This window comes from Pseudomonas sp. PvP089 (genome assembly GCF_017875165.1).
Lineage (GTDB): Bacteria > Pseudomonadota > Gammaproteobacteria > Pseudomonadales > Pseudomonadaceae > Aquipseudomonas > Aquipseudomonas fortuita.
This window is the reverse complement of record NZ_JAGGME010000001.1, coordinates 5,421,395-5,447,279: the sequence shown is the minus strand read 5'-3', so window position 1 is coordinate 5,447,279 and position 25,885 is coordinate 5,421,395. Positions and strand designations below refer to the sequence as shown.

The window sequence follows — 25,885 nt, the reverse complement described above, 5'->3', positions numbered from 1 at the left end:
CCTTGCCGCCGGGCATTTGCCCGGCGGGTTTGCAGCGGCCTCAGACCACATGGATACCGTTCTGTACCCACAGGTGATGGCTTGGATCCTCCTGGGCCGTGTATTGGTTATAGTCGATACCGTCGGCAGTTTGGTTCCCGACCAGCGTCCAGTTGTCCGTCATGTGAACCGAGTCTTTGTTGTCCCCTTTGATGATGAGTGTGTCGGTGCCGGTTTCGGTGATTGCCACCACGTCCGCCAGGTTGAGCGTCAGCGCCACCGAACTGGTGTCGTTGAGGTCGATGACTTCGATGTCGTGCACGCGCCCGGCCAGGTTGCCCAGGTCGATGCTGGCATCGCCGCCGCCCCACAGCAGGGTGTCGGTACCTGTGCCGCCCTCGACGCTGGCGAAGTTCTGGTCGACCACCACCAGCGTGTCGTTACCCGCACCACCCTGCAGGGTGATGTGGCCACCCTGGCTGCCATCGAGGTGGTCGTTGCCGTCGGTGCCGGCGATGACATCGGTGGCGGCTGCCAGGCTGGCCAGCGCTACCGCCTCGTCACCGGTGTCGGCCTGCAGCGAAGTGAAGGTGGTGAGGCCGGCAGCATTGTCCAGGTTGACGGTCAGCGTGGCGGTGTCGGTGGTGCCGTTCGGGTGGGTCAGCTCGTAGGTGAAGGTGTCGTGCTGGCCGACCACCGCCGAGGTAAGCCCTGGGTTGAGGGTGTAGGTGTAGCTGCCGTCGGCATGCACCAGCAGCGTGCCGTAGGTGCCGGCCACACTCACCCCGTTGTAGCCCGGGATGGTGTAGGTGTTGGCCGCTGTCAGCACGCTCAGCACGGTCAGTGCCGAACCGACGTTGTCGTCACTCAGCAGGTTGCCGGTGGCTGCCGTCGCGCCGCTGACCACGAACTCGGTCAGGTGCGTGGTGGTGGCGTTGAGGCTGGTGGTGATGGAGCTGAGCAGGCCGATGCCGCCGGCGGTGACACGTACGTGGTAGGTGCCGGCCCCCTGGTTCTGGAAGGTATAGCCCGCGCCGCCACCGAGCAGGCTGATCAGCGACCCCCCCGGTACCGACTGCACCAGTACGTACTGGCCGGTGGCCGGGTTGAGCTTGAGCAGTTCGATGGTGGTGCCGTTGAGCAGGCTCAACAGGTTGGCGGAGTTGACCACCACCTGCAGGTTGGCCGTGGTATCGGCGGCAACCGTGGTGGTGTAGGTGGCCTGGCGGGTACCGATCACCGGCAGGCTCAGCGAGCCCAGCGCACTGCTGCTGGTGTCAACACGGTTGGCCAGGGTGACATGGCTGGTACCGACATCGTTGACCGCGTCGACCACCGTGGCCGGTGCAGCGTAGTTGGTGTTGCTCCAGACCTCCGTGGCTTGCGGGCTGTCGATACGTACGTACAGGTTGGCGGTGTCGGACAGGCCGTTCGGGTGCACCAGCTGGTAGCTGAACACATCCACCTTGCCGACACTGTTCGGGCTGCCGTTCGGGGTGTAGGTGTAGCTGCCATCCGCACTGATCACCAGGGTGCCGTACTGGCCCTGAACCGTGGTCGATGTACCGGCCGAGACATAACTGCCGTTTTTCAGCACTTGCAGCACGGCGGCACTGTCCGGGCCGCGGGCATCCACCGCGCCATCGGTGCCCACGTCGGTGATGACGTTGCCGGTGGTGGCAGTGCCGGTGCCGGTGAACTGGGTCAGGCTGGTGGAGGTGATGTCCAGCGCGGTGCTCACGTTGGTGACCAGGCCGATGCCGCCACTGCCCACGGTCAACCGGTAGTCACCGGCTTGCAGCACGCCGATGTCCACCTGCAAGCCAATCGGCAGCACGATCAGGTCGAGCAGGCCCTGCGTGTTGCCGGTGGCGAGGGTCACCCAGGCGCCGCTGGCGTCTTTTACCTGCAGGGTGAAGCTGGTGTTGTTGAGCAGTGCCAGCACGCTGTTGGTGGTCAGTGTCAGGGTCGGGTCGGCCGTGGTGCCTGCCGCCACCGTCCAGGTGTAGGTCTTGGAGAAGCCCGACAGCAGCGTGGTGAAGCTGTCGGTGTAGGTCTTGGTGGCACTGACCGCTGCCAGGTTGACCGTGGCCGTGGCCAGGTTGTCGCTGGCGATGACCGGCGCGTTGGCATCCACATCCGGCGCGGTGACGTTGACGTTGCCCGACACGTTGCCGCGCGGGTCGCTGAGGGTCACCGAGAGGATCTGGCCGTTGTCCTGAGGCGGGCTCAGGGTCACGGTAAAGGTGCCGCCCGGCTGCACCGTCGCGGTTTGCAGCACGGTACCGTTGGCGCTGCGCACGGTCACGGTGGCGCCCACTTCGCCAGTACCGGTCAGGGTACCGCCGTCGGCACTGATCAGCAGGTTGCCGGCAGCCGCAGGTGGGGTCAGGTCTGGTGCGGTCAGCGTAGTGCCGGTGGAGACGTTGCCGGCGCTGTCGGTGAGGGTGACGCTGAGCGCCTGGTTGTCGATCTGCGCCGCAGTCAGGCTGACCACGAACAGGCCGTTGCTGCCCACCGTTGCTGTCCCCAGCACGGTGCCGGCGCTGTTGCGCACGGTGACCGTGCTGCCGATCTGGCCAGAACCGCTGACCGAGGTGCCGTTGGCGTTGATGGTGGCCAGCGGGGCGGCTGGCGGGGTGGTGTCGGGCGCGGTCAGGCTGGTGCTACCGGACAGGTTGCCGGCAGCATCGGCCTGGCGCACCACCAGCAGTTGCCCGTCGTTCTGTGGCGAGGTCAGGGTGATGGTGAAGGTGCCGTCGGCTTGCACCACACCGGTACCGACCTGGCCGTTCGGGCCTTGCACCGTCACGGTGGCGCCCGCTTCACCGTTACCGGTGAGCACGGTACCCGCGCCGTTGATGGTGACGTTGGTCGGTGTTGCAGGTGGTTGCACGTCCGTGGCGGTGTAGCTGGTACTGCCGGACACATTACCCGCAGCGTCGGCCTGGCTCACGCCCAGTACCTGGCCGTTGAGCTGTGCGGCGTTCAGGTTGACGGTGAACACGCCACCGCCATTCACCACCGCCGTGCCGAGCACGTTGTTGCTGGCGTCGCGCACGGTCACCGTGGCGCCGGCTTCACCGGTACCGGTCAGCACCAGGCCGTTCAGAGACAGCCCGGTCACCAGCGGGTTGGCCGGTGGTGTGATGTCGGCGGCTTGCAGGAAGGTTGGCTGCGATTCACCGCCTACCAGTGCTACAGCTGTCACCGAAATATGCTGGCCGTTGAGCTGCGCTGTGTTCAGCGTCAGGGTAAAGGTGCCGTTCAGGGTAGCGCCGCCTGTGCCGATCAGGTTGCCTGCGGCATCGTAGACCCGAATGCCCACGCCACTTGGCGCATTACCGGCCAAGGTCAGCCCGTCGCTGCCCAGCGTCACGTTGGTGGGGGGCACTGGTGGCGCGATCAGTGGTGTGATGTACGTGGCGACCGCAGAGGTATTGATGCCGTCGGATTGCGTCACTGCCAAGGTGGCGAGCGAGCCCGCCGCCGGCACCAGGGTTATCTGGAAGTTACCCGCGGCATCTACCGTACCCGTGCCGATAACCAATCCGCCGCGGCTGATGGTGACGGTGGCATTCGGCTCGCCCTTGCCGGTCAGCACGTTGAACGTGTTGTTGATGGCCATGTCGGTGACCACCCCAGGCGGTGAGGTGTCGTTGGTCTGATAGGGCACAACCACCGAGGCGTTGCCGGCATCGTCCGTGGACACCACTGTGAGCAACTGGCCGTTGTTCTGCGGCGGGTTGATCGGCACGGTGAACTGGCCGTTTGCACCCACTTCCACGGTGCCTACGACGTTGTTGTTCGGGTCACGCACCGTGATGGTGGTGCCGGCTTCTGCCGTACCGGTCATCGACGTACCTGCCGGGTTGAGCAACAGGTTATCGGGTTGCACTGGCGGCGTAAGGTCTGGCGCGTTCACCTGCAGGGGCGCCGACGGGTTGCCCGTGGCGTCCTGGGCGATGACGGTGAGGACTTCACCGTTGATCTGCGGGTTGTTCAGGTTGAGGACAAAGGTGCCGTCCGGATCGACCGTCACCTGGCCCAGCAGGTCGCCGTTGTTGTTGACCACGGTGACGCGGGTGCCGGCTTCGGCGGTACCGATCACCTGGGTGCCGCTGTCGTTGATGGTGGCGATCACGGTGGCCGGTGGCGTGGTGTCCACCGCCGTGACCGAACTGATTGGCGAGATGTTACCGGCACCATCGGTCAGGGTCACTTGCAGCACTTGGCCATTGAGTTTTGCGGTATCCAGCTCGACCACGAAGGTGCCGCTGGCTCCCACCGTACCGGTACCGACCTGCGTGGTGCCAACGTAGACCCGCACCGTGGCGCCTGCTTCGCCGACACCGCCCAGTTCGTCACCCGCCGCATTGAGCCGTAGCTCGGTTGCCGCAGCAGGCGGCGTGTGGTCCGGCGCCAGTACGCTGACCGGCAGGCTGACGTTGCCGGGTGGGTCGGCCTGCAGTACCGACAGCAACTGGTTGTTGATTTGCGCAGGCGTAAGTTCGACACGGAAGCTGCCATCGGCGAGCACCGTGCCAGTACCCAGCACCGTGCCGGCGGCATTGCTTACGATGACGGTCGCGCCGGCTTCGCCCAGGCCGCTGACAACGCTGCCGTCTGCGTTGATCACCACTTGGGTGAGCGGGGCGGGTGGGGTGAAGTCCGGGGTTTGCAGGGTTGCCACTGCCGACACGTTGCCGGCTGCGTCGGCCTGGGTAAAGCTAAGCAGCTCGGCGTTGCCCAGTGCCGGGTTCAGGGTGATGGTGAAGTGGCCGCTGGCATCGACGGTGGCGCTGCCGATTTCGTCGCCGGCCGGGTTGGTCACGGTCACCAGCGCGCCAACTTCGCCGCGGCCGGTGAGGGTGACGCCATCCCCGGAAACGGCCAGTTCGGCTGGTGCCGTTGGCGGCGTGGTATCGGGTGCGGTAATGGCGCTGGCGGCGGACTGGTTGCCAGCCGCATCGGTCAGTACCACTTGCACTTGCTGGCCGTTTGCCTTAGGCGATGCAAGGTTGACCTGGAAGGTGCCGTCCGCGCGCACCGTTGCACTGCCCAGCACCGAACCGTCGGCGGCGAGCACGCGCACGCCGGCACCTGCTTCGCCGGTACCGTTCAGCAAGCTGCCGCCCCCTGCGAAGGCCAGGTTGCCGGCAGCATCCGGGGCGACGCGGTCAGGGGCGATCAAGCTGACGCTGTTGGACTCGTTGCCGGCCACATCGGACTGGCTCGCGTTGAGCTGTTCGCCATTGATCTGCGGCGCGCTCAGGTTGACGCTGAAGTTGCCACTGGCATCGACCACGGCAGTACCCAGCTCGATACCGCCTTCGCCTAGCACGGTAACGGTGGCACCTGCCTCGCCGCGGCCACTGAGGACAAGGCCGTCGTTGGACAGCACCAGGTTGGTCAGTGGTTGCGGTGCCGTGGTGTCCGGTGCCTGCAAGGTGGCAGGCAGCGATACGCTGCCATCGGTGCCCGTTGCGCTGACCTGCAGCACTTCACCATTGGCCTGTGCACTGCCCAGGTTGACAGTGAAGGTACCGTCGTTGGCGACCGGGCTGCTGCCCAGCAATACGCCATTGGGGCCATACACCTTGACTGTGCTGCCCGTCGCTGCGGTGCCGGTCACCGACAGGCCGTCAGCGGCCAGGACCAGGTTGTCCGGGGTTGCCGGTGCCAGAACACCCGGCGCGGTGACGTTTTGCGCAGGGGAGACGTTCTGTGCGGCATCCGCCTGAATCACGCTCAGGCTTTCACCGGTGATCGCGGCCGGCGACAGGGCCACGCTGAAGTGGCCGTCGGCCCCGACCGTGGCGGTGCCCAGCACGGTATTGTCGGGTGCCCGCACAGTGACTGTTGCGCCTGCTTCGCCATTGCCTGTCAGGGTCGCGCCATTGGCGGAGACCGCCAGATTGGTCACGGCCGCTGGCGGCGTGGTGTCGGCTGCGCTGTAAGGCGCGGCCGGCGACACGTTGCCGGCGGCGTCGGTGGCGGTCACCTGCAGCGTCTGGCCATTGGTCTGGGCGCTGTTCAGGGTGACCTGGAAGGTGCCGTTGCTGCCGGCCACCGCCGTGCCCAACACGTTGCCGCTGGCATCGCGTACGGTCACGGTGCTGCCGGCTTCGGCGTTCCCGGTCAGTTGCAGCCCGGTACCGGACAGGGCGAGTGTGGTCGGTGCCGCAGGCGGGGTGAAGTCCGGCGCAGTGACCGCCACGGCGGTTGAGGTGTTGTTGCCCGCATCGGTCTGCGTAACGTTCAGGTGCTGGGCGTTGAGCTGGGCGCTGTTCAGGGTCAGGGTAAAGCTGCCATTGGCCGCCACCAGGCCGCTGCCGATGATGGTGCCGTCCGGGCCGCGCACGGTGACTGTTGCGCCGGCTTCGCCCAGGCCGGTCAGGGTCAGGCCGTTGTTGTTCAGCACCACATTGGTCAGCGGCGCGGGTGGGGTCAGGTCCGGGGTCGACACGTTGATGGCTGGCGACGTGTTGCCGGCGGCATCCACCTGCGTGACGCCGATGGCCTGGCCATTGGCTTGCGGGGTGTCGAAGGTCACCGTGAAGCGGCCGTCGGCGCCCACTGTGGCGGTGCCCAGCACGGTGCCGGCGGCGTTGCGCACCTGCACGATAGCGCCCACTTCACCGCTGCCGGACAGCTGGCGGCCGTCCTGGCTCAATAGCGGATTGGTGATGGCGGCGGGTGGCGTGCGGTCGGGCGTGGCCAGGCTGGCCGGGCCGGAGACGTTGCCGGCAGCATCGCTGAGGGTGACTTGCAGCGGGCTGCCGGTGGTTTGCGCGCTGGGCAGGGTGATCTGGAACTGGCCGCTCTGGTTGACGGTGCCGGTGGCCAGGATGGCGCCACTGGCGTCGCGGACGGTGACGCTGGCGCCGGCTTCACCCTGGCCGCTGAGCACGGTGGCCGCGCTGTTGAGGCTGAGGTTGCTGGCCGCCAGCGGTGCTTGCAGGTCAGGTGCTTGCAGCGTGGCCGCGAGCGAAACGTTACCCGCAGCATCGGCCTGGGTCACGATCAGGTTCTGCCCATTGGCCACGGCCGGCGAGAAACTGACGCTGAACAGGCCATTGCTGCCGACGGTGGCAGTCCCCAGCAGCGTGCCTTGAGCGTCTGTCACGCGCACGGTTGCGCCCACTTCGCCCTGGCCGGTCAGTGTGCTGCCGGTGGCGTTGAGGGTTACCTGGGCCGGCGCGTTCGGTGCCGTGGTGTCATTGGCCACCACGATGGCCGGCACCGAAGGCTGGCCGTCGACAGTAGCCTTGGCACTGACTTGCAAGGTCTGGGCATTGAGCTGGGCGTTCTGGAAGAACACCCGGAAGGTGCCGTCGCTGCCGACCGTGGCGGTGCCCAGGGTAGTGCTCCCGGAGGTCACGGTAATCAGCGAGCCGACTGTACCTTGGCCGGTCAGCAGGAAGCCGTCGGCGCTGATGGCAAGGGCCGACGGTGTGGCCACTTCCGTGCCAGTCGGGCCTGCTACTGGCACCTGGGGTGACTCATTGCCGGCAGGGTCGATCACCACCACAGCGACAGTTTCGCCGGTTGTCAGTGGCGGGTCGACCGGCACCACGAAGGTACCGTCCGGCCCTACGGTGATTGTGCCGCGCACGGTGTCATCCGGGTTGCGGATTTCTACCGTGCTGCCGGGTTCGGCGGTGCCGCCGACCGTGCCGCCGTCCGGGCTCACGCTAATGCCGGTGGCCGGCAGTGGATCAGTGGTGTCCGGAGCGGTGACAGAGACCGGTGCCGAGTCGTTACCGGCAGCGTCGGTCACTACCACGGTCACGGTCTGGCCGTTGTTCTGCGCTGTATCCAGTGGCACGCTGAAACTGCCGTCCGGGTTGACCGGGACAGTGATCACATTGCCAGCCCCATCGCTTACGGTGACCGAGTCCGCGCCAGGTGCGTTACCGGTGACCGTGGTGCCGTCGTCGCTGACAAGCACACCTGTGGGCGCAGCCGGTGGCGTGATGTCCGGCGCAGTGATCTGGCCGGGCAGGGACTCATTACCCGCCGCGTCGGTCAAGGTCACGTTCAGGGCCTGGCCGTCCAGTTGCGCAGGCGACAGCGGTACCGTGAAGTTGCCGCCTGCCGGCACGACTACGGTACCGACCACGGTGCCGTCTGCCAGCCGCACTTCCACCGTAGAGCCAGCTTCACCCGTACCCTGGATGGCGTTGCCGCCCGGGGTGATGGTGAGGCCGTTCGGTGCGGCCGGTGCAGTGCTGTCGTCGGCGGTAAAAGTAGCCGACGGCGAGGCATTGCCGCCCCCATCGATCAGCACCACCGACAGCACCTCGCCATTGGTCTGGGCGGGGGTGAGTAGAACTTCGAAGGTGCCGTCTGCCGCCACCGGTATGGTGCCCAGCAGGTCACCGGCGGCGTTGCGAACCTCGACGGTGCTCCCGGCTTCGCCCTGGCCGCTGAGCAGCGTGCCCGTAGGGTCGAGGCCCAGGCCTTGCGCCGGCAGCGGTGCCTCGAAGTCAGGTGCGGTGACGGTGCCGGCTGGTGAGTCGTTGCCGGCGTTGTCCGTCTGGGTGACGGACAGGGTCTGGCCGTTGAGCTGTGGCGGGTCGATTGTCACCTGGAAGGTGCCATCGGGCTGGACCGTTGCGGTACCCAGTACTGCGCCACCCGCGCCGGTCACGGTCACCTGCGCACCAGGCTCGCCGCTGCCGCTCAGGCTGCTGCCGTCGCCAGCCAGAATCAGGCCGGTGGGTATATCGGGTGCCTGGGTATCCGGTGCTGGCAAGTCGACCGCCGCTGACAGGTTGCCAGCCGGGTCGCGTTGCTCCACGGTCAGTGCCTGGCCGTTGGTCTGAGGCGTGTCGAGCGTGATTTCGAATGCGCCGCCAGTGCCGACCACGGTGCTGCCCAGCACGCTGCCGTCCGGCCCGCGCACGGTGACGGTGGCACCGGGTTCGCCGTTGCCGGTGACCGTGGTGCCGGTGCCATCGATGGCCGGGGTGGTGACCACTTGCGGAGGGGTGGAGTCGGGTGCAGTGAAGTCTACGGGCCCTGCGCTGTTGCCCAGGTTGTCAGTGGCTTCGACTGTGAGGCTTTCACCATTGCGCTGCGGTGCATTGAGGGTGACATCGAAGCGGCCGTCGGCGCCTACGGTGGCGGTGCCCAGCACGTTGCCATCGGCGTCACGCACGGTGACGATGGAACCGTTCTGGCCTTGGCCGGTGAGGTGAATGCCAGCGGTATCGATGGCCAGCCCCGAGGGTTGCAGCGGGCCATCGGTATCGGGCGCCACGATGGTGGCGGTCGAGGTATTGCCAGCGGGGTCGCGCAGTACCACGTCCAGTTCCTGGCCGTCTGTCTGCGGTGGGTTCAGGACCACGCTGATCACACCATCGTTACCGACCTGGGCGTTGCCCAGCACAGTGCCGTCGGCACTGATGACCTGCACGGTGGTGCCCGGTTCGCCGCGGCCGGTGAGCAGGCCGCCATCGGCACTCAGTTGCAGTTCGCTGGCTTCATTGGGCGGGGTGATGTCAGGGGCGGTGATCTGGGTCGGCAGCGAGCTGTTGCCAGCGCCATCAACCGCCACCACATCCAGGGTCTCGCCATTGGCCTGGGCCGGGCTCAGGCCGATGGTGAAGCTGCCATCCTGGCCAGCCTGGACGCTGCCCAGGACATTGCCCTGTGCGTCACGCACCTGCACCTGCGTACCGGCCGGTGCGGTACCGGAAACGCTGGAGCCGTCGCCGGCCACCAGCACGCCGCTCGGGCTCTCGGGCAGCGGGGTATCGGCAACGGTCACACTGACCCCTGCCGAGGTATTGCCGGCGGCATCGGTCTGCACCAGGACGATGTTCTCACCTGCGGCCAGCGGTGCCTCCAGGTCAACCACGAAGGTGCCATTGGGCGCCACGATGCCGGAACCGAGCACGACACCTTGGGTGTCACGCACTTGCACCGTGGCACCGGGCTCACCACGGCCAGACACGGCCAGGCTGCCATCGCCTGCCACCACGTCGGTGACGATCGCCGGTGCGGTGATGTCTGGCGCCGTGTAGCTCAGCGGCACCGAGGTGTTGCCGGCCGCATCGGTCACAGTGATGGACAGGGTTTCGCCATTGGCCTGAGGCGGGTCGAGGGTCAGGCTGAAGCTGCCATCGGGCCCGGCAATGGCGCTGCCGATCAGGTTGCCCAAGGCATCTTTCACCTCCACCCGGGCGCCCCCTTCTGCAGTGCCGACCAGGCTGTCACCATTGCTCAGCACCAGGTCGGTTGGTTGCAGCGGTGCCACCTGGTCCGGCGCTGTCAGCGGGTTAGGTGTCGAGACGTTGCCGGCGGCATCGGTCAGGGTCACTTGCAGGGACGAGCCATCCACCACCGGGGTTGGCAGTTGCACGTTGAAGCTGCCATCCGGTTGCACGGTGCCGCTCACCAGCACCTGGCCCTGGTCGTTGCGCACCTCCACAGTGGTGCCTGCTTCACCCCGGCCGGAGACCGTGCGGCCATCGACGCTGATGACCAGTTGGGTGGCAGGCGCTGGCGGTGTGGTATCACCACCGTTATCAACGATCGGTGCAGTGACGGTGCCGGCTGCGGAGGCATTGCCTGCGGTATCGGTGGCGGTTACCTGCAATTGCTCGCCGGCCACTTGAGGCGGGGTAAGGCCGATGCTGAACGTACCGCCGGCCCCCACCACGACGCTGCCTAGCACGGTAGTGCCGTCGGCTGCCAGCACGCGCACGGTGCTGCCAGCTTCGGCGCGCCCGGTCACCACGCTGCCATTGGCGCTGACAGCGAGTTCGCTGGGGGCGGCAGGTGCGGTGATGTCCGGCGCGGTCACTTGTACCGGCAGTGACGAAGCCCCGTTGTTGTCGATGGCGACCACGTCCAGCAATTGGCCGTTGGCCTGGGCCGGGTTGAGCACAACGGTGAAGGTGCCCTCGGCGCCGACCACGATGCTGCCCACCACCGCGCCATTGGCATCCTGCACTTCCACGCGGCTGCCGACCGGCGCGGAGCCGCTGACGCTGGTGCCATCCGCAGCGACTACCAGGTCGCTCGGGCTGGCCGGCGTGGGCACCAGCGGTACATCGAAGGTCAAGGCCCCGGACGCGTTGCCGCTGGCGTCGGTCTGCACCAGGCTCAGGCGCTCGCCCGGCAGCGCGGCCGGGTCCAGGTCGAGCAGGAAGGTGCCGTTGGCGGTCACCGTGCCAGTGCCGATCACGGTGCCATTGACATCGCGTACTTCAACGGTAGCACCGGCTTCGCCGCGACCGCTCAAGGTCAGGCCGCCGGTACCGACCACGATGTTGCCGACTACGGCAGGGGGCGTGGTGTCCGGCGCATCGAACTGCAATGGGGTGGAGACATTACCCGCGGCGTCCACCACTCGGATGTCGAGGACCTCGCCATTGGCTTGGGCAGGGGACAGGGTAACGCTGAAGCTGCCGTTCGGGTTGACCACGCCGCTGCCGATCACGTTGCCCGAGGCGTCGCGCACCTGCACGGTAGCGCCAGGCTCACCGCTACCGGTCAAGGTAACGCCGCCGGCAAGCTCCAGACCGGTCGGCTGGGCGGGGGCCTGGAGGTCTGGGGTGGCCACCGTGCCCGGAGTGGAGGCATTGCCGGCGGCATCGGTCAGCACCACTTGGAGGGTACTGCCATCGTTCACCGGCGGGGCCAGGCTGACCTGGAAGGTGCCATCCGGGTTGACCGTACCGCTGGCCAGCACGTTACCTTGGGCATCGCGTACTTGCACGCTGGCGCCCGCTTCGCCACGGCCGCTCAGTTGGCCACCGGCCAGGCCGACGACCAGGTTGGTCGGCGCCTGGGGTGGCGTGGTATCGACACCGTCGATGTCTGGGGCCGTGACGCTACCGGCACTGGACGCATTGCCGGCGGTGTCGGTGGCGGTGACTTGCAGCACTTCACCGTCCACTTGTGCCGGGCTGAGGGTGATGCTGAAGCTGCCGGTGGCGCCTACCACCGCCGTACCCAGCACGGTAGTGCCATCGGCGGCCAGCACGCGCACGGTGCTGCCCGCTTCCGCGCGGCCAGTGACGACGGTACCGTTGGCGTTGATCGCAAGTTCGCTCGGGGCGGCCGGGGCGGTGATATCCGGCGCACTGATCTGCACCGGCAGGGACGATGCACCCGTGCCATCGATGGCGACCACATCCAGCAGCTCGCCGTTGGCCTGGGCCGGGTTGAGGATGACGGTGAAGGTGCCTTCAGCGCCCACTACCACACTGCCCACCAGCGTGCCGTTGGCATCGTGGACTTCCACGCGGCTGCCGGCCGGTGCAGCACCCGTGATGCTGGTGCCATTCGCGGCCACTACCAGGTCGCTTGGGCTGGCGGGGGCAGGGGTAACGGGCACCTCGAACTGCAAGGCTTCGGACGCGTTGCCGCTCGGGTCGGTCTGTACCAGGCTCAGTGCGGCGCCCGGTTGGGCTGCCGGGTCGAGATTGACGACAAAGGTGCCGTTGGCGCCGACCGTGGCAGTGCCGATGACGGTACCGCCGGCATCACGCACTTCAACAGTGGCACCGGCCTCGCCGCGACCGCTGAGCACCAGGCCACCGGTACCGACCACGACATTGCTGACCGCCGCAGGCGGGGTGATGTCCGGTGCATCGAACTGCAGCGGTGCAGAGCTGTTGCCAGCGGTATCCACCAAGCGCACGTCCAGCGCCTCGCCATTGGCCTGGGCCGGGAACAAGGTGACGCTGAAGGTGCCGTCTGCGTTGACCAGGCCGGTACCAATCACGTTGCCGGCGCTATTGCGCACCTGCACCGTGGCGCCAGGTTCGCCGCGGCCGGTGAAGGTGACGCCATCGGCCAGGGCCAGTTCGGTCGGTTGTGTCGGGGCTTGCAGGTCTGGAGAGGCGACCGAGCCCGGTTGCGAGACGTTGCCAGCGGCATCGGTGAGGGTGACTTGCAACGTGCTGCCGTCGTTCACGGCAGGGGACAAGGTTACCGCGAAGGTGCCATCCGGGCCGACAGTGCCGGTTGCCAGCACAGTGCCTGCCGCATCGCGTACCTGTACGGTGGTGCCGGCCTCGCCACGCCCGCTCAACTGGCTGCCGGCGAGGCCGATCACCAGGTTGGTCGGTGCGTCAGGTGGCGTGGTATCGCCCCCGTCGATGTCTGGCGCGGTGACCGAGCCAGCGGTCGAGGTGTTGCCTGCCGCATCGGTGGCGGTGACTTGCAGCACTTCGCCGTCGACCTGTGCCGGGTCCAGGGTGATGCTGAAGCTGCCGGTGGCGCCCACCACCGCGCTACCCAGCACGGTGGTGCCATCGGCGGCCAGCACACGCACGGTGCTGCCCGGTTCGGCACGGCCGGTGACTACTGTGCCGTCAGCGTTGACGGCCAGGTCGCTCGGGGCGGCAGGTGCGGTGATGTCCGGTGCGGTGACCTGCGTTGGCAGGGACGCTACGCCAGCATCGTCGATGGCCACCACGTCCAGCAGTTCCCCATTGGCCTGGGCCGGGTCGAGGACCACGGTGAAGCTGCCATCGGGGCTCGCCACGACACTGCCAATCAGCGTGCCGTTGGCATCATGCACTTCCACACGGGTGCCGGCAGGTGCCGTACCGCTGATGCTGCTGCCGTCTTCGGCGAACACCAGGTCGCTGGGGCTTGCCGGGGCAGTGGTGACCGGCACTTCGAACTGCAGCGCTTCGGAGGCGTTGCCGCTTGGGTCGGTCTGCACCAGGCTCAGTTGCTCACCTGGCTGCACAGCCGGGTCGAGGTTGATCAGGAAGGTGCCGTTGGCGGCTACCACACTGGTGCCGATTACGGTGCCGTTGGCATCACGCACTTCGACAGTGGCGCCGGCTTCGCCACGACCACTCAGGGCCAGGCCGCCGTTGCCGACCACGATGTTGCTGACCTCCGTCGGCGGAGTGATGTCCGGTGCATCGAACTGCAGCGGTGCAGAGCTGTTGCCGGCGGTATCCACCAGACGTACGTCCAGTGCTTCGCCGTTGGCCTGTGCGGGGTTCAGGGTCAAGCTGAACAGACCATCGGCGCCGACTACACCCGTGCCGATGAGGTTGCCACCGGCATCACGCACCTGCACGGTAGCGCCTGGTTCACCGCGACCGGTGAAGGTCACGCCGTCAGCCAAGGCCAGCTCGGTAGGCTGGGCAGGGGCCTGCAGGTCTGGCGAGGTGACCGAAGCGGGTGGCGAGACATTGCCAGCGGCATCGGTCAGGGTCACTTGCAGGGCGCTGCCGTCGTTCACGGCAGGGGTCAGGGTAACTGCAAAGCTGCCATCGGCGCCGACAGTGCCGGTGGCCAGCACAGTACCTGCCGCATCGCGTACCTGCACAGTGGTACCAGGCTCGCCGCGCCCGCTCAGCTGGCTACCGGCCAGGCCGATTACCAGGTCGGTCGGGGCTACCGGTGGCGTGGTATCGACACCGTCGATGTCCGGCGCGGTCACCACGCTGGTGGGCGATGTGTTGCCGGCGGCATCTGTTGCGGTGGCTTGCAGCACTTCACCATCGACTTGTGGCGGCGCGAGGTTGATGCTGAACACGCCGGTCGGGCCGACCACGGCCGTACCCAGTTCGGTGCCGTCGGCGGCAACGATACGCACAGTGCTGCCCGGTTCGGCACGGCCGGTGATGACGCTGCCGTCAGCGCTGACGGCCAGTTCGGTCGGTGCGGCCGGCGCGGTGATGTCCGGCGCGGTGATCTGCGCAGGTAGTGAGGAAACGCCACTGTCATCAATGGCGACCACATCCAGCAGTTCGCCGTTGGCCTGGGCCGGGCTCAGCTCGATGCTGAAGGTGCCGTCGGCATTGGCGATGGCGCTGCCGATCAGGGTGCCATTGGCGTCATGAACCTCCACGCGCGTCCCTGCAGGGGCCGAGCCGGTGAGGGTGGTGCCGTCGGCATCGACGGCCAGATTGCTCGGGCTGTCCGGCGCGGTGGTCAGCGGTACGTCGTACTCCACTGCCACGGAAGCGTTACCGCTTGTGTCAGTCTGCACCAGGTTCAGCTGTTCGCCAGGCTGCGCAGCTGGGCTGAGGTCGATCAGGAAGGTACCGTTGGCAGCGACTACGCCAGTGCCGATCACGCTGCCGTTGGCATCGCGCACTTCGACCGTGGCGCCCGGTTCGCCACGACCGCTCAGGGCCGCGCCACCCGCACCGACCAGGATGTCGGTTACGGCATTGGGCGGGGTGATGTCCGGGGCTGTGAATTCCAGTGGTATCGAACTGTTGCCGGCCGCGTCCACCAGGCGTACGTCCAGTGTTTCGCCGTTGGCTTGCGCAGGGTTCAGGGTCAGGCTGAACAGGCCATCGGTGCCGACTACACCCGTGCCGATGATGTTGCCTGCGGCATCACGCACTTGCACCGTGGTGCCCGCTTCGCCACGGCCGCTCAGTTGGCTGCCGGCCAGGCCGATTACCAGATTGGTCGGGGCTTCAGGCGGTGTGGTATCCACACCGTCGATATCCGGTGCAGTGACGGAGCTGGCCACGGACGTGTTGCCAGCAGCATCAGTCGCAGTGGTTTGCAGGACTTCACCGTCTACCTGTGGCGGAGCAAGGTTGATGCTGAACACGCCGGTCGGGCCGACCACGGCCGTACCCAGTTCGGTGCCATCGGCGGCAACGATACGCACAGTGCTGCCGGGTTCGGCACGGCCGGTGATGACGCTGCCGTCAGCGCTGACGGCCAATTCGGTCGGTGCGGCCGGCGCGGTGATGTCCGGCGCGGTGATCTGTGCGGGCAACGAGGAAACGCCACTGTCATCGATGGCGACCACATCCAGCAGTTCGCCGTTGGCCTGGGCCGGGCTCAGCTCGATGCTGAAGGTGCCATCGGCATTGGCGATGGCGCTACCGATCAGCGTGCCGTTGGCGTCATGCACCTCCACGCGAGTCCCCGCAGGGGCGGAGCCGGTGAGGGTGGTGCCGTCGGCATCAATGACCAGGTTGCTTGGGCTAGTCGGCGCCGTGGTCAGCGGTACGTCGTATTCGAGGGCAGCGGAAGCGTTGCCGCTTGGGTCGGTCTGCACCAGGCTCAGTTGCTCACCTGGCTGCACAGCCGGGTCGAGGTTGATCAGGAAGGTGCCGTTGGCACCGACCACAGCGGTACCGATCACGGTGCCGTTGGCATCGCGCACCTCGACGGTGGCGCCCGGTTCGCCGCGGCCGCTCAGGGCCAGGCCATCAGGGCCGACCACGATATTGCTTACTGCGCCAGGTGGCGTGATATCCGGGGCATCGAACTGAAGCGGTGCAGAGGTGTTGCCGGCGGCATCCGCCAGGCGCACATCCAAGGCTTCGCCGTTGGCCTGTGCAGGGTTCAGGGTCAAGCTGAACAGGCCATCGGCGCCCACAGTGCCAGTGCCGATGAGAGTGCCTGCGGCATCACGCACCTGCACGGTAGCGCCCGGTTCGCCGCGACCGGTGAGGGTCACGCCGTCAGCCAGGGCCAGCTCGGTAGGCTGGGCAGGGGCCTGCAGGTCTGGCGAGGTGACCGAAGCGGGTGGCGAGACATTGCCAGCGGCATCGGTCAGGGTCACTTGCAGAGCGCTGCCGTCTTTCACGGCAGGGCTCAAGGACATCACAAAGGTGCCATCCGGGCCGACGGTTCCTGTAGCCAGCAGATTACCCGCTGCGTCACGCACCTGCACGGTGGTGCCGGCTTCGCCACGGCCGCTCAGCTGGCTGCCGGCCAGGCCGATGACCAAGTTGGTCGGGGCTTCAGGCGGCGTGGTGTCGCCCCCGTCGATATCCGGCGCAGTGACCGCGCTGGCTACGGATGTATTGCCAGCGGCATCGGTCGCGGTGGCTTGCAGGACTTCGCCGTCAACCTGTGGGGGGTTGAGGTTGATGCTGAGCACGCCGGTTGGGCCGACTACAGCCGTGCCCAGTTCGGTGCCATCGGCAGCAACGATACGCACAGTGCTGCCGGGTTCGGCACGGCCGGTGATGACGCTGCCGTCAGCGCTGACGGCCAGTTCGGTCGGTGCGGCCGGCGCGGTGATGTCCGGCGCGGTGATCTGTGCGGGCAACGAGGAAATGCCACTGTCATCGATGGCGACCACATCCAGCAGTTCGCCGTTGGCCTGGGCCGGGCTCAGCTCGATGCTGAAGGTGCCATCGGCATTGGCGATGGCGCTGCCGATCAGGGTGCCGTTGGCGTCACGCACCTCCACGCGCGTCCCCGCCGGGGCGGAACCGGTGAGGGTGGTGCCGTCGGCATCGACGGCCAGGTTGCTTGGGCTAGTCGGGGCCGTGGTCAGCGGTACGTCGTATTCGAGGGCAGCGGAAGCGTTGCCGCTTGGGTCGGTCTGCACCAGGCTCAGTTGCTCACCTGGCTGCACAGCCGGGTCGAGGTTGATCAGGAAGGTGCCGTTGGCACCGACCACAGCGGTACCGATCACGGTGCCGTTGGCATCGCGCACCTCGACGGTGGCGCCCGGTTCGCCGCGGCCGCTCAGGGCCAGGCCATCAGGGCCGACCACGATATTGCTTACTGCGCCAGGTGGCGTGATATCCGGGGCATCGAACTGAAGCGGTGCAGAGGTGTTGCCAGCCGCGTCCACCAAACGGACATCCAGTGCTTCGCCGTTGGCTTGGGCGGGCGCAAGGGTAATGCTGAACAGACCATCGGCACCGACTACACCCGTGCCGATGAGGTTGCCACCGGCATCACGCACCTGCACGGTAGCGCCCGGTTCGCCGCGACCGCTGAAGGTCACGCCGTCGGCCAGGGCCAGGTCAGTTGGTTGAGCCGGCGGCAGCAGGTCGGCTGAAGTGACCGAGCCCGGCTGGGACACGTTGCCAGCAGCGTCGGTCAGGGTCACTTGCAGGGCACTGCCGTCGTTCACGGCAGGGGCCAGGGCGATGACGAAGGTGCCATCCGCACCAACGGTACCCGTCGCGATGATGTTGCCTGCGGCATCACGCACCTGCACGGTGGTGCCGGCTTCGCCACGGCCGCTCAGCTGGCTGCCGGCCAGGCCGATGACCAAGTTGGTCGGGGCCTCAGGCGGCGTGGTGTCGCCCCCGTCGATATCCGGCGCAGTGACCGCGCTGGCTACGGATGTATTGCCAGCGGCATCGGTCGCGGTGGCTTGCAGGACTTCGCCGTCAACCTGTGGGGGGTTGAGGTTGATGCTGAACACGCCGGTTGGGCCGACTACAGCCGTGCCCAGTTCGGTGCCATCGGCAGCAACGATACGCACAGTGCTGCCCGGTTCAGCGCGGCCGGTGATGACGCTACCATCCGCGCTTACGGCCAGTTCGGTCGGTGCGGCCGGCGCGGTGATGTCCGGCGCGGTGATCTGTGCGGGCAACGAGGAAACGCCACTGTCATCGATGGCGACCACATCCAGCAGTTCGCCGTTGGCCTGGGCCGGGCTCAGCTCGATGCTGAAGGTGCCATCGGCATTGGCGATGGCGCTGCCGATCAGGGTGCCGTTGGCGTCACGCACCTCCACGCGCGTCCCCGCCGGGGCGGAACCAGTGAGGGTGGTGCCGTCGGCATCGACGGCCAGATTGCTCGGGCTGTCCGGCGCGGTGGTCAGCGGTACGTCGTACTCAACTGCCACGGAAGCGTTGCCGCTTGGGTCGGTCTGCACCAGGCTCAGTTGCTCACCTGGCTGCACAGCCGGGTCGAGGTTGATCAGGAAGGTGCCGTTGGCACCGACCACACCGGTACCGATCACGGTGCCGTTGGCATCGCGCACCTCGACGGTGGCGCCCGGTTCGCCGCGGCCGCTCAGGGCCAGGCCATCAGGGCCGACCACGATATTGCTCACGGCAGCGGGTGGGGTAATGTCCGGGGCATCGAACTGCAGCGGCGCCGAGGTGTTGCCGGCGGCATCCACCAGGCGCACATCCAAGGCTTCGCCATTGGCCTGAGCAGGGTTCAGGGTCAAGCTGAACAGGCCATCGGCGCCGACTACACCCGTGCCGATGAGGTTGCCACCGGCATCACGCACCTGCACGGTAGCGCCCGGTTCGCCGCGACCGGTGAAGGTCACGCCGTCGGCCAGGGCCAAGTCAGTTGGTTGAGCCGGCGGCAGCAGGTCGGCTGAGGTGACCGAGCCCGGCTGGGACACGTTGCCAGCAGCGTCGGTCAGGGTCACTTGCAGGGCACTGCCGTCGTTCACGGCAGGGGCCAGGGCGATGACGAAGGTGCCATCCGCACCAACGGTACCCGTCGCGATGATGTTGCCTGCGGCATCACGCACTTGCACGGTGGTGCCGGCTTCGCCACGGCCGCTCAGCTGGCTGCCGGCCAGGCCGATGACCAGATTGGTCGGGGCCTCAGGCGGCGTGGTGTCGCCCCCGTCGATATCCGGCGCAGTGACCGCGCTGGCTACGGATGTATTGCCAGCGGCATCGGTCGCGGTGGCTTGCAGGACTTCGCCGTCAACCTGTGGGGGGTTGAGGTTGATGCTGAACACGCCGGTTGGGCCGACTACAGCAGTGCCCAGTTCGGTGCCATCGGCGGCAACGATACGCACAGTGCTGCCCGGTTCGGCACGGCCGGTGATGACGCTGCCGTCAGCGCTGACGGCCAATTCGGTCGGTGCGGCCGGCGCGGTGATGTCCGGCGCGGTGATCTGTGCGGGCAACGAGGAAACGCCACTGTCATCAATGGCGACCACATCCAGCAGTTCGCCGTTGGCTTGGGCCGGGCTCAGCTCGATGCTGAAGGTGCCGTCGGCATTGGCGATGGCGCTGCCGATCAGGGTGCCGTTGGCGTCACGCACCTCCACGCGCGTCCCCGCAGGGGCGGAACCAGTGAGGGTGGTGCCGTCGGCATCGACGGCCAGATTGCTCGGGCTGTCCGGCGCGGTGGTCAGCGGTACGTCGTACTCAACTGCCACGGAAGCGTTGCCGCTTGGGTCGGTCTGCACCAGGCTCAGTTGCTCACCTGGCTGCACAGCCGGGTCGAGGTTGATCAGGAAGGTGCCGTTGGCACCGACCACACCGGTACCGATCACGCTGCCGTTGGCATCGCGCACTTCGACAGTGGCGCCCGGCTCGCCACGGCCACTCAGGGCCAGGCCATCAGGGCCGACCACGATATTGCTTACTGCGCCAGGTGGCGTGATATCCGGGGCATCGAACTGAAGCGGTGCAGAGGTGTTGCCAGCCGCGTCCACCAAACGGACATCCAGTGCTTCGCCGTTGGCTTGGGCGGGCGCAAGGGTAATGCTGAACAGACCATCGGCACCGACTACACCCGTGCCGATGAGGTTGCCACCGGCATCACGCACCTGCACGGTAGCGCCCGGTTCGCCGCGACCGGTGAAGGTCACGCCGTCGGCCAAGGCCAGGTCAGTTGGTTGAGCCGGCGGCAGCAGGTCGGCTGAGGTGACCGAGCCCGGCTGGGACACGTTGCCAGCAGCGTCGGTCAGGGTCACTTGCAGGGCACTGCCGTCGTTCACGGCAGGGGCCAGGGCGATGACGAAGGTGCCATCCGCACCAACGGTACCCGTCGCGATGATGTTGCCTGCGGCATCACGCACCTGCACGGTGGTGCCGGCTTCGCCACGGCCGCTCAGCTGGCTGCCGGCCAGGCCGATGACCAAGTTGGTCGGGGCCTCAGGCGGCGTGGTGTCGCCCCCGTCGATATCCGGCGCAGTGACCGCGCTGGCTACGGATGTATTGCCAGCGGCATCGGTCGCGGTGGCTTGCAGGACTTCGCCGTCAACCTGCGGTGGGTTGAGGTTGATGCTGAACACGCCGGTTGGGCCGACTACAGCAGTGCCCAGTTCGGTGCCATCGGCAGCCACGATCCGGACAGTGCTGCCCGGTTCGGCACGGCCGGTCAGGACGGTGCCATCCGCGCTGACGGCCAGCTCGGTCGGGGCACCTGGGGCGGTGATGTCCGGGGCTGTGAATTCCAGTGGTATCGAACTGTTGCCAGCGGCATCGACCTGGCGGATGTCCAGTACCTCGCCATTGGCCTGGGCGGGCGAAAGGGTGAGGCTGAAGGTACCGTCGGCGTTCACCAGGCCGCTGCCGATGAGGTTGCCGGCGGCATCGCGCACCTGCACGGTGGCGCCGGGTTCGCCGCGACCGGTAAGGTTGGCGCCCTGTTCATTGATCGCGAGGTCGGTCGGTGCCAGTGGCGCGGTTGCGTCCGGGGCGGTGACGGTGCCTGGCGCCGAGACATTTCCGGCGCCATCGGTCAGGGTGACTTCAAGGTTCTCGCTGTTGACCTGCGGCGGGTTCAACGTCACGTTGAAGCTGCCGTCGGCACCCACGGTGCCGCTGCCGATCAGGTTGCCAGCGGCATCGCGGATGTTAACCGTGGTGCCCGCTTCACCGCGGCCGCTCAGGCGCAGGCCATCCGGCGACACCAGCAGGTCGATAGGCGTGACCGGTGCGGCGGTGTCGGGGTCGGAACCGCCGCTGCTGCCACCGCCGCCGTTGTTTGCCGCTGCCGCTGCGCCGCCCACGCCGAGCAGGCTGAGCCCGGCAATCGCCCAGGTCGGCATGGCACTGCCGGCGGTGCCGATACCCGCTACCAGTTCGTCCAGCGAGGCCACGTCTTCGAAGGTAAAGCCGGTGAACGCTGCCGCATCGTACTGGGCATGCCACAGGGTGCCGTCTTCGCCGACGAAGACCATGTCGCTGCCGACCCCGGCCTGGTCCACGGCGAAGAAGTTGCCGATGGTGACCTTTTCACCCGACTTGAGGGTGACGATCAGGTCCTGCCCGCGCTGGGTAACGGTAGCCACCTTGTCGGGAGATACCGGCATCTGCACGACGCCTGGCCCTTTGAGATTGATATTGCCCCAGGCGCTCTGCGTGGCGACTTCGGATTGCTTATCGGCGACGACGATGTTGTCCATGGATGCTCCCTGCTGGTATCCGGATCCCCCGGCCCGACTGTTCGGGCCACAACCGGCGTAACACACCCTTTCAGGGTTGTTAGGCGCAGTCTCGACCAGGCAGTCGAAAAACGGGTGGTTAGGGAGATATAGCAGCCGGGCAGGAAGCAACCAGATGGCTTTCTGGGTTAATCCTTTTGTAGGTGAACCTCAGCGAAGCCCCAGCCGGCGGGCCAATCGGCTCAGGTTTGCGCGGTCCAGGCCCAGCTCACGGGCGGCCGCCGCCCAGTTGTCATGATGCCGTTGCAGGCAGGCTTCTATCGCCTGGCGCTGGTAGATATCGACCGCTTCGCGCAAGCCGCCTTCAGGCAATGCTGCCACCTGCAGCGGGGCTGCAGAGGAGGGTTGTGGGCCCGTTGTCGGGGGGGGTAACGCGCAGGTCCAGGTCGATGGCTTCGAGGGTGAGGATACGTGGCCGGTCAGGGTGCTGGCCGAGCGCCTTGAGTGCCGAACGGCCAATCAGGTGTTCCAGTTCGCGCACATTGCCTGGCCAGTCGTAGGCGACCAGCGCGGTTTGGGCGTCGTGGCTCAGGCGCAAGCTGTTCAGGCCAAGTCGCGATCGGTTCTGTTCAAGGAAATAGCCAGCCAACAGCAGTACATCTCGACCACGTTCGCGCAAGGGCGGCACGTGTAGCGGGTATACGCTGAGGCGGTGGTAGAAGTCGGCGCGGAAGTTGCCATTGCGCACTTCGGCAGCCAGGTCGCGGTTGGTAGCGGCGATCAGGCGCACGTCCACCCGGTGCTCGCGGTCCGAGCCCAGGCGTTGCAGCTGGCCGCTTTGCAGCACCCGCAGCAGCTTGGCCTGCACGGTGAGTGGCAGTTCGCCCACTTCGTCGAGGAACAGCGTGCCACCGTTGGCCAGTTCGAACTTGCCACGGCGTTCGCCGTGCGCACCGGTGAAGGCACCGCGTACATGGCCGAACAGTTCGCTCTCGACCAGGGTGTCGGGCAGGGCGGCACAGTTGAGGCTGACCAGCGGCTTGTCGGCGCGGCTGCTGGCCTGGTGCAGGGCCTGGGCCACCAGTTCCTTGCCAACCCCGGTTTCGCCGGTGATCAGCACGGTGAGGTCGCTGCCGCCGACCAGGCGGATTTCTTCTACCAGGCGCTTGTGTGCGGCGCTCTGGCCAATCAGCTCTTTGTCCTGGCCGCTGGCCTGGCGGTAGATCTCGGCGCGCAGGTGTTCGTCTTCAGCACGCAGGGCCAGGTGCTCGATGCGCTCGGCCACGGTAACGGTGGCGGCCGCCAAACTGGCGAAGGCCTGCAGGGCATCCAGCTCCAGGCTCTGGAATTGCCCGGGGGTGAGGGCGTCGAGGGTGACCAGGCCCCACGGGCGTTCATCGACCATCAATGGGCAGCCCATGCAGTCGTGCACTTCAAGGTCGGCATCTGCGGCGTTGACCAGGCCATCGTAGGGGTCGGGCAGTTCGGAGTCGCTGGCAAACCGGGTGGGTTCCGGTCGGCTGAGCAAAATCTGGAACCGCGGATGCTCACTGACCCGGAATCGGCGGCCCAGGGTGTCGGGGCTCAGGCCGTCCACAGCCAGGGGTACCAGCCATTCACCGTCCAGGCGCAGCAGCGCAGCGGCGTCGCACGGCAGCAGGCTGCGCATGGCCTGCAGCAGGCGGCGGTAGCGCTCCTGATCGGGCAAATCGCGGGACAGATCACTGACGAGGGGCAGCAGGGCGGTTAGCAACGGCTTTGTAGTCATATTGACTCCTGTAGGTCGATATGACTATACATCGAGCCGAGTCATTTTGACATGGTCTGCATCAAACCCTTGATTTTGCTGGCTGTGAAAGTTGGCACGAATGCTGAAACGGCAAGGGCAGTCATTTGAAGCCACAGGCTCAGGAGTTGCTGCAATGCTCAATGCCGAACAACGTGCAATCATCAAGGCCACTGTCCCCCTGCTGGAAAGCGGCGGCGAAGCACTGACCACCCACTTCTACAAGATGATGCTCAACGAGTACCCAGAGGTACGCCCACTGTTCAACCAGGCCCACCAGGCCAGTGGTGACCAACCACGCGCCTTGGCCAACGGCGTGCTGATGTATGCCCGCCACATCGACCAGCTGGAGCAGTTGGGCGGCCTGGTTGGGCAGATCATCAACAAGCATGTTGCCCTGCAGATTCTGCCGGAGCACTACCCGATCGTCGGCAGTTGCCTGCTGCGCGCCATCGAAGAAGTGTTGGGCAAGGAAATTGCCACCCCGGCAGTGATCGATGCCTGGGCCGCGGCCTATGGTCAGCTGGCCGACATCCTGATGGGTGCAGAGGAAAACCTTTATAAACAGAAGGAAGAGGCCGAGGGCGGCTGGCGCGGTACCCGCGCATTCCGCCTGGTACGCCGCGAGCAGGAAAGCAGCGAGATCGTCTCGTTCTACTTTGTACCGGTGGATGGCAAGCCCGTGCTCAAGGCCGAGCCAGGCCAGTACATCGGCCTGAAACTGGACATTGACGGAGCCGAACAGCGCCGCAACTACTCCCTGTCGGCGCTGTGCGATGGCAAGGAGTACCGCATCAGCGTCAAGCGCGAGGCGGGCGGCAAGGTTTCCAATTACCTGCACGATCAGCTGGTGGTGGGCGAGACCCTGCAACTGTTCCCGCCTGCGGGTGACTTTACCCTGGCAGCCAGCGACAAGCCGCTGGTGCTGATCAGTGGCGGCGTAGGCATTACACCGACCCTGGCGATGTTGCAGGCCGCGCTGCAAACCCGGCGTGAGGTGCACTTCATCCACTGTGCGCGTAACGGTGCGGTGCATGCCTTCCGTGACTGGGTCGATGGCCTGGCGGCGCGTTATCCGCAGCTTAAGCGCTTCTACTGCTATGCGGAGCCTGCGGAGGGCGCCGAGGCCGATGCCGTCGGCCTGCTGAGTGAGGACCTGCTGGCCGAGTGGCTGCCGCAGGAGCGGGATGTGGATGCCTACTTCCTTGGGCCAAAGGCGTTCATGGCGGCGGTGAAGCGCCAGTTGAAGGGCCTGGGTGTGCCGGAGCAGCAGAGCCGCTACGAGTTCTTCGGGCCGGCGGCTGCCCTGGATTGATGCAACGCCTGTACCGGCCCCTTCGCGGGCTTGCCCGCGAAGGGGCCGGTACAGGCACAAATATGTATCCCAGCCACAGTACTCCTTCCTGCCTATATATAAGGAGAGATGAAAAGCGCCTGCTCAGCTTTCATCTTTAATCCTCCTTTAATCACGGTATCCTTCACTCCCGGGTGTCGAGGGGCTTGCCCCTGCGCGGTACCCGTGCAGCCGTTTTTTTGCCGCCCGGCGTTGAACCGACGTTGTTGCGGCCGGTCTCAGCCACACCGGATAGCCCTGCGCAGTGCTGTCACGCCGCTTCCTCGGCACGCTCAAAGGCCCTGCCCAGCGTGTAGACTTGCGCCCAGGCAGGCGGACCACGCTGCCACTATCCATCGAAGGAACCGGCAATGAACGAACAAACATCGCGCCTGAATCGGGAACGGCGCTTTCTGGTGCTGTTGGGCCTGATCTGCCTTTCGCTGATTGGCGGCGCCCTCTACATGCAAGTGGTACTGGGCGAGGCACCGTGCCCGTTGTGTATCCTGCAGCGTTACGCGCTGCTGTTCATTGCCGTGTTTGCCTTCATCGCCGCAGCGATGCCCGGGCGCCGCAGCCTGACCTTCTTCGAAGCACTGGTTGTGCTCAGCGCGATTGGCGGAATCATTGCGGCCGGCAACCATGTGTATATACTCGCCAACCCCATGGTCAGTTGCGGCATCGACACCCTCCAGCCGATCGTGGATGACCTGCCGCTGGCCAAGCTGTGGCCGCTGGCATTCCAGGTCGACGGCTTCTGCAGCACCCCGTACCCGCCACTCCTCGGTTTGTCGCTGGCGCAATGGGCGCTTGTGGCGTTCGTGCTCACCGCCATCCTGGTGCCGCTCGGGATCTACCGCAACCGACGCCAGGCTTAGACAAAAGTCCCGAATCGCATAGGGTCTTTTACAGCGCATGTGAAGAGGGAAAAGTCGCTCACCGCTTGATCCAGATCAATCACAAAGCCTTGTAGAATGCGGCTTTG

3 protein-coding genes and 1 pseudogene are annotated in these 25,885 nt (G+C 66.6%); 2 read left to right on the top strand and 2 right to left on the bottom strand.

What is annotated here, in order from left to right; genetic code table 11:
* Positions 1–40 precede the first annotated feature (40 nt).
* Positions 41–21,802 carry a BapA/Bap/LapF family large adhesin gene (locus J3A71_RS24800; RefSeq protein WP_209953435.1) on the bottom strand — a complete coding sequence of 7,254 codons (21,762 nt, stop codon included), beginning with the start codon at positions 21,800–21,802 and terminating at the stop codon, positions 41–43.
* A gap of 189 nt (positions 21,803–21,991) precedes the next feature.
* Positions 21,992–23,549, bottom strand: a pseudogene (norR, locus tag J3A71_RS24795) (nitric oxide reductase transcriptional regulator NorR).
* A gap of 154 nt (positions 23,550–23,703) precedes the next feature.
* Here norR and hmpA point away from each other — a divergent pair.
* Both hmpA and J3A71_RS24785 read left to right on the top strand, forming a co-directional pair.
* Positions 23,704–24,882, top strand: coding sequence for an NO-inducible flavohemoprotein (gene hmpA / locus J3A71_RS24790; protein WP_023047741.1), 1,179 nt, complete (start codon positions 23,704–23,706; stop codon positions 24,880–24,882).
* Between the two features lie 389 nt (positions 24,883–25,271).
* Positions 25,272–25,778, top strand: a complete 507-nt coding sequence (locus J3A71_RS24785; protein ID WP_016484939.1) for a disulfide bond formation protein B — start codon at positions 25,272–25,274, stop codon at positions 25,776–25,778.
* Positions 25,779–25,885: the final 107 nt, after the last annotated feature.

Coding starts and splice junctions, on each gene's coding strand:
- J3A71_RS24800 (WP_209953435.1), bottom strand. CDS start 21,802: ATGGACAACATCGTCGTCGCCGATAAGCAATCCGAAGTCGCCACGCAG.
- hmpA (WP_023047741.1), top strand. CDS start 23,704: ATGCTCAATGCCGAACAACGTGCAATCATCAAGGCCACTGTCCCCCTG.
- J3A71_RS24785 (WP_016484939.1), top strand. CDS start 25,272: ATGAACGAACAAACATCGCGCCTGAATCGGGAACGGCGCTTTCTGGTG.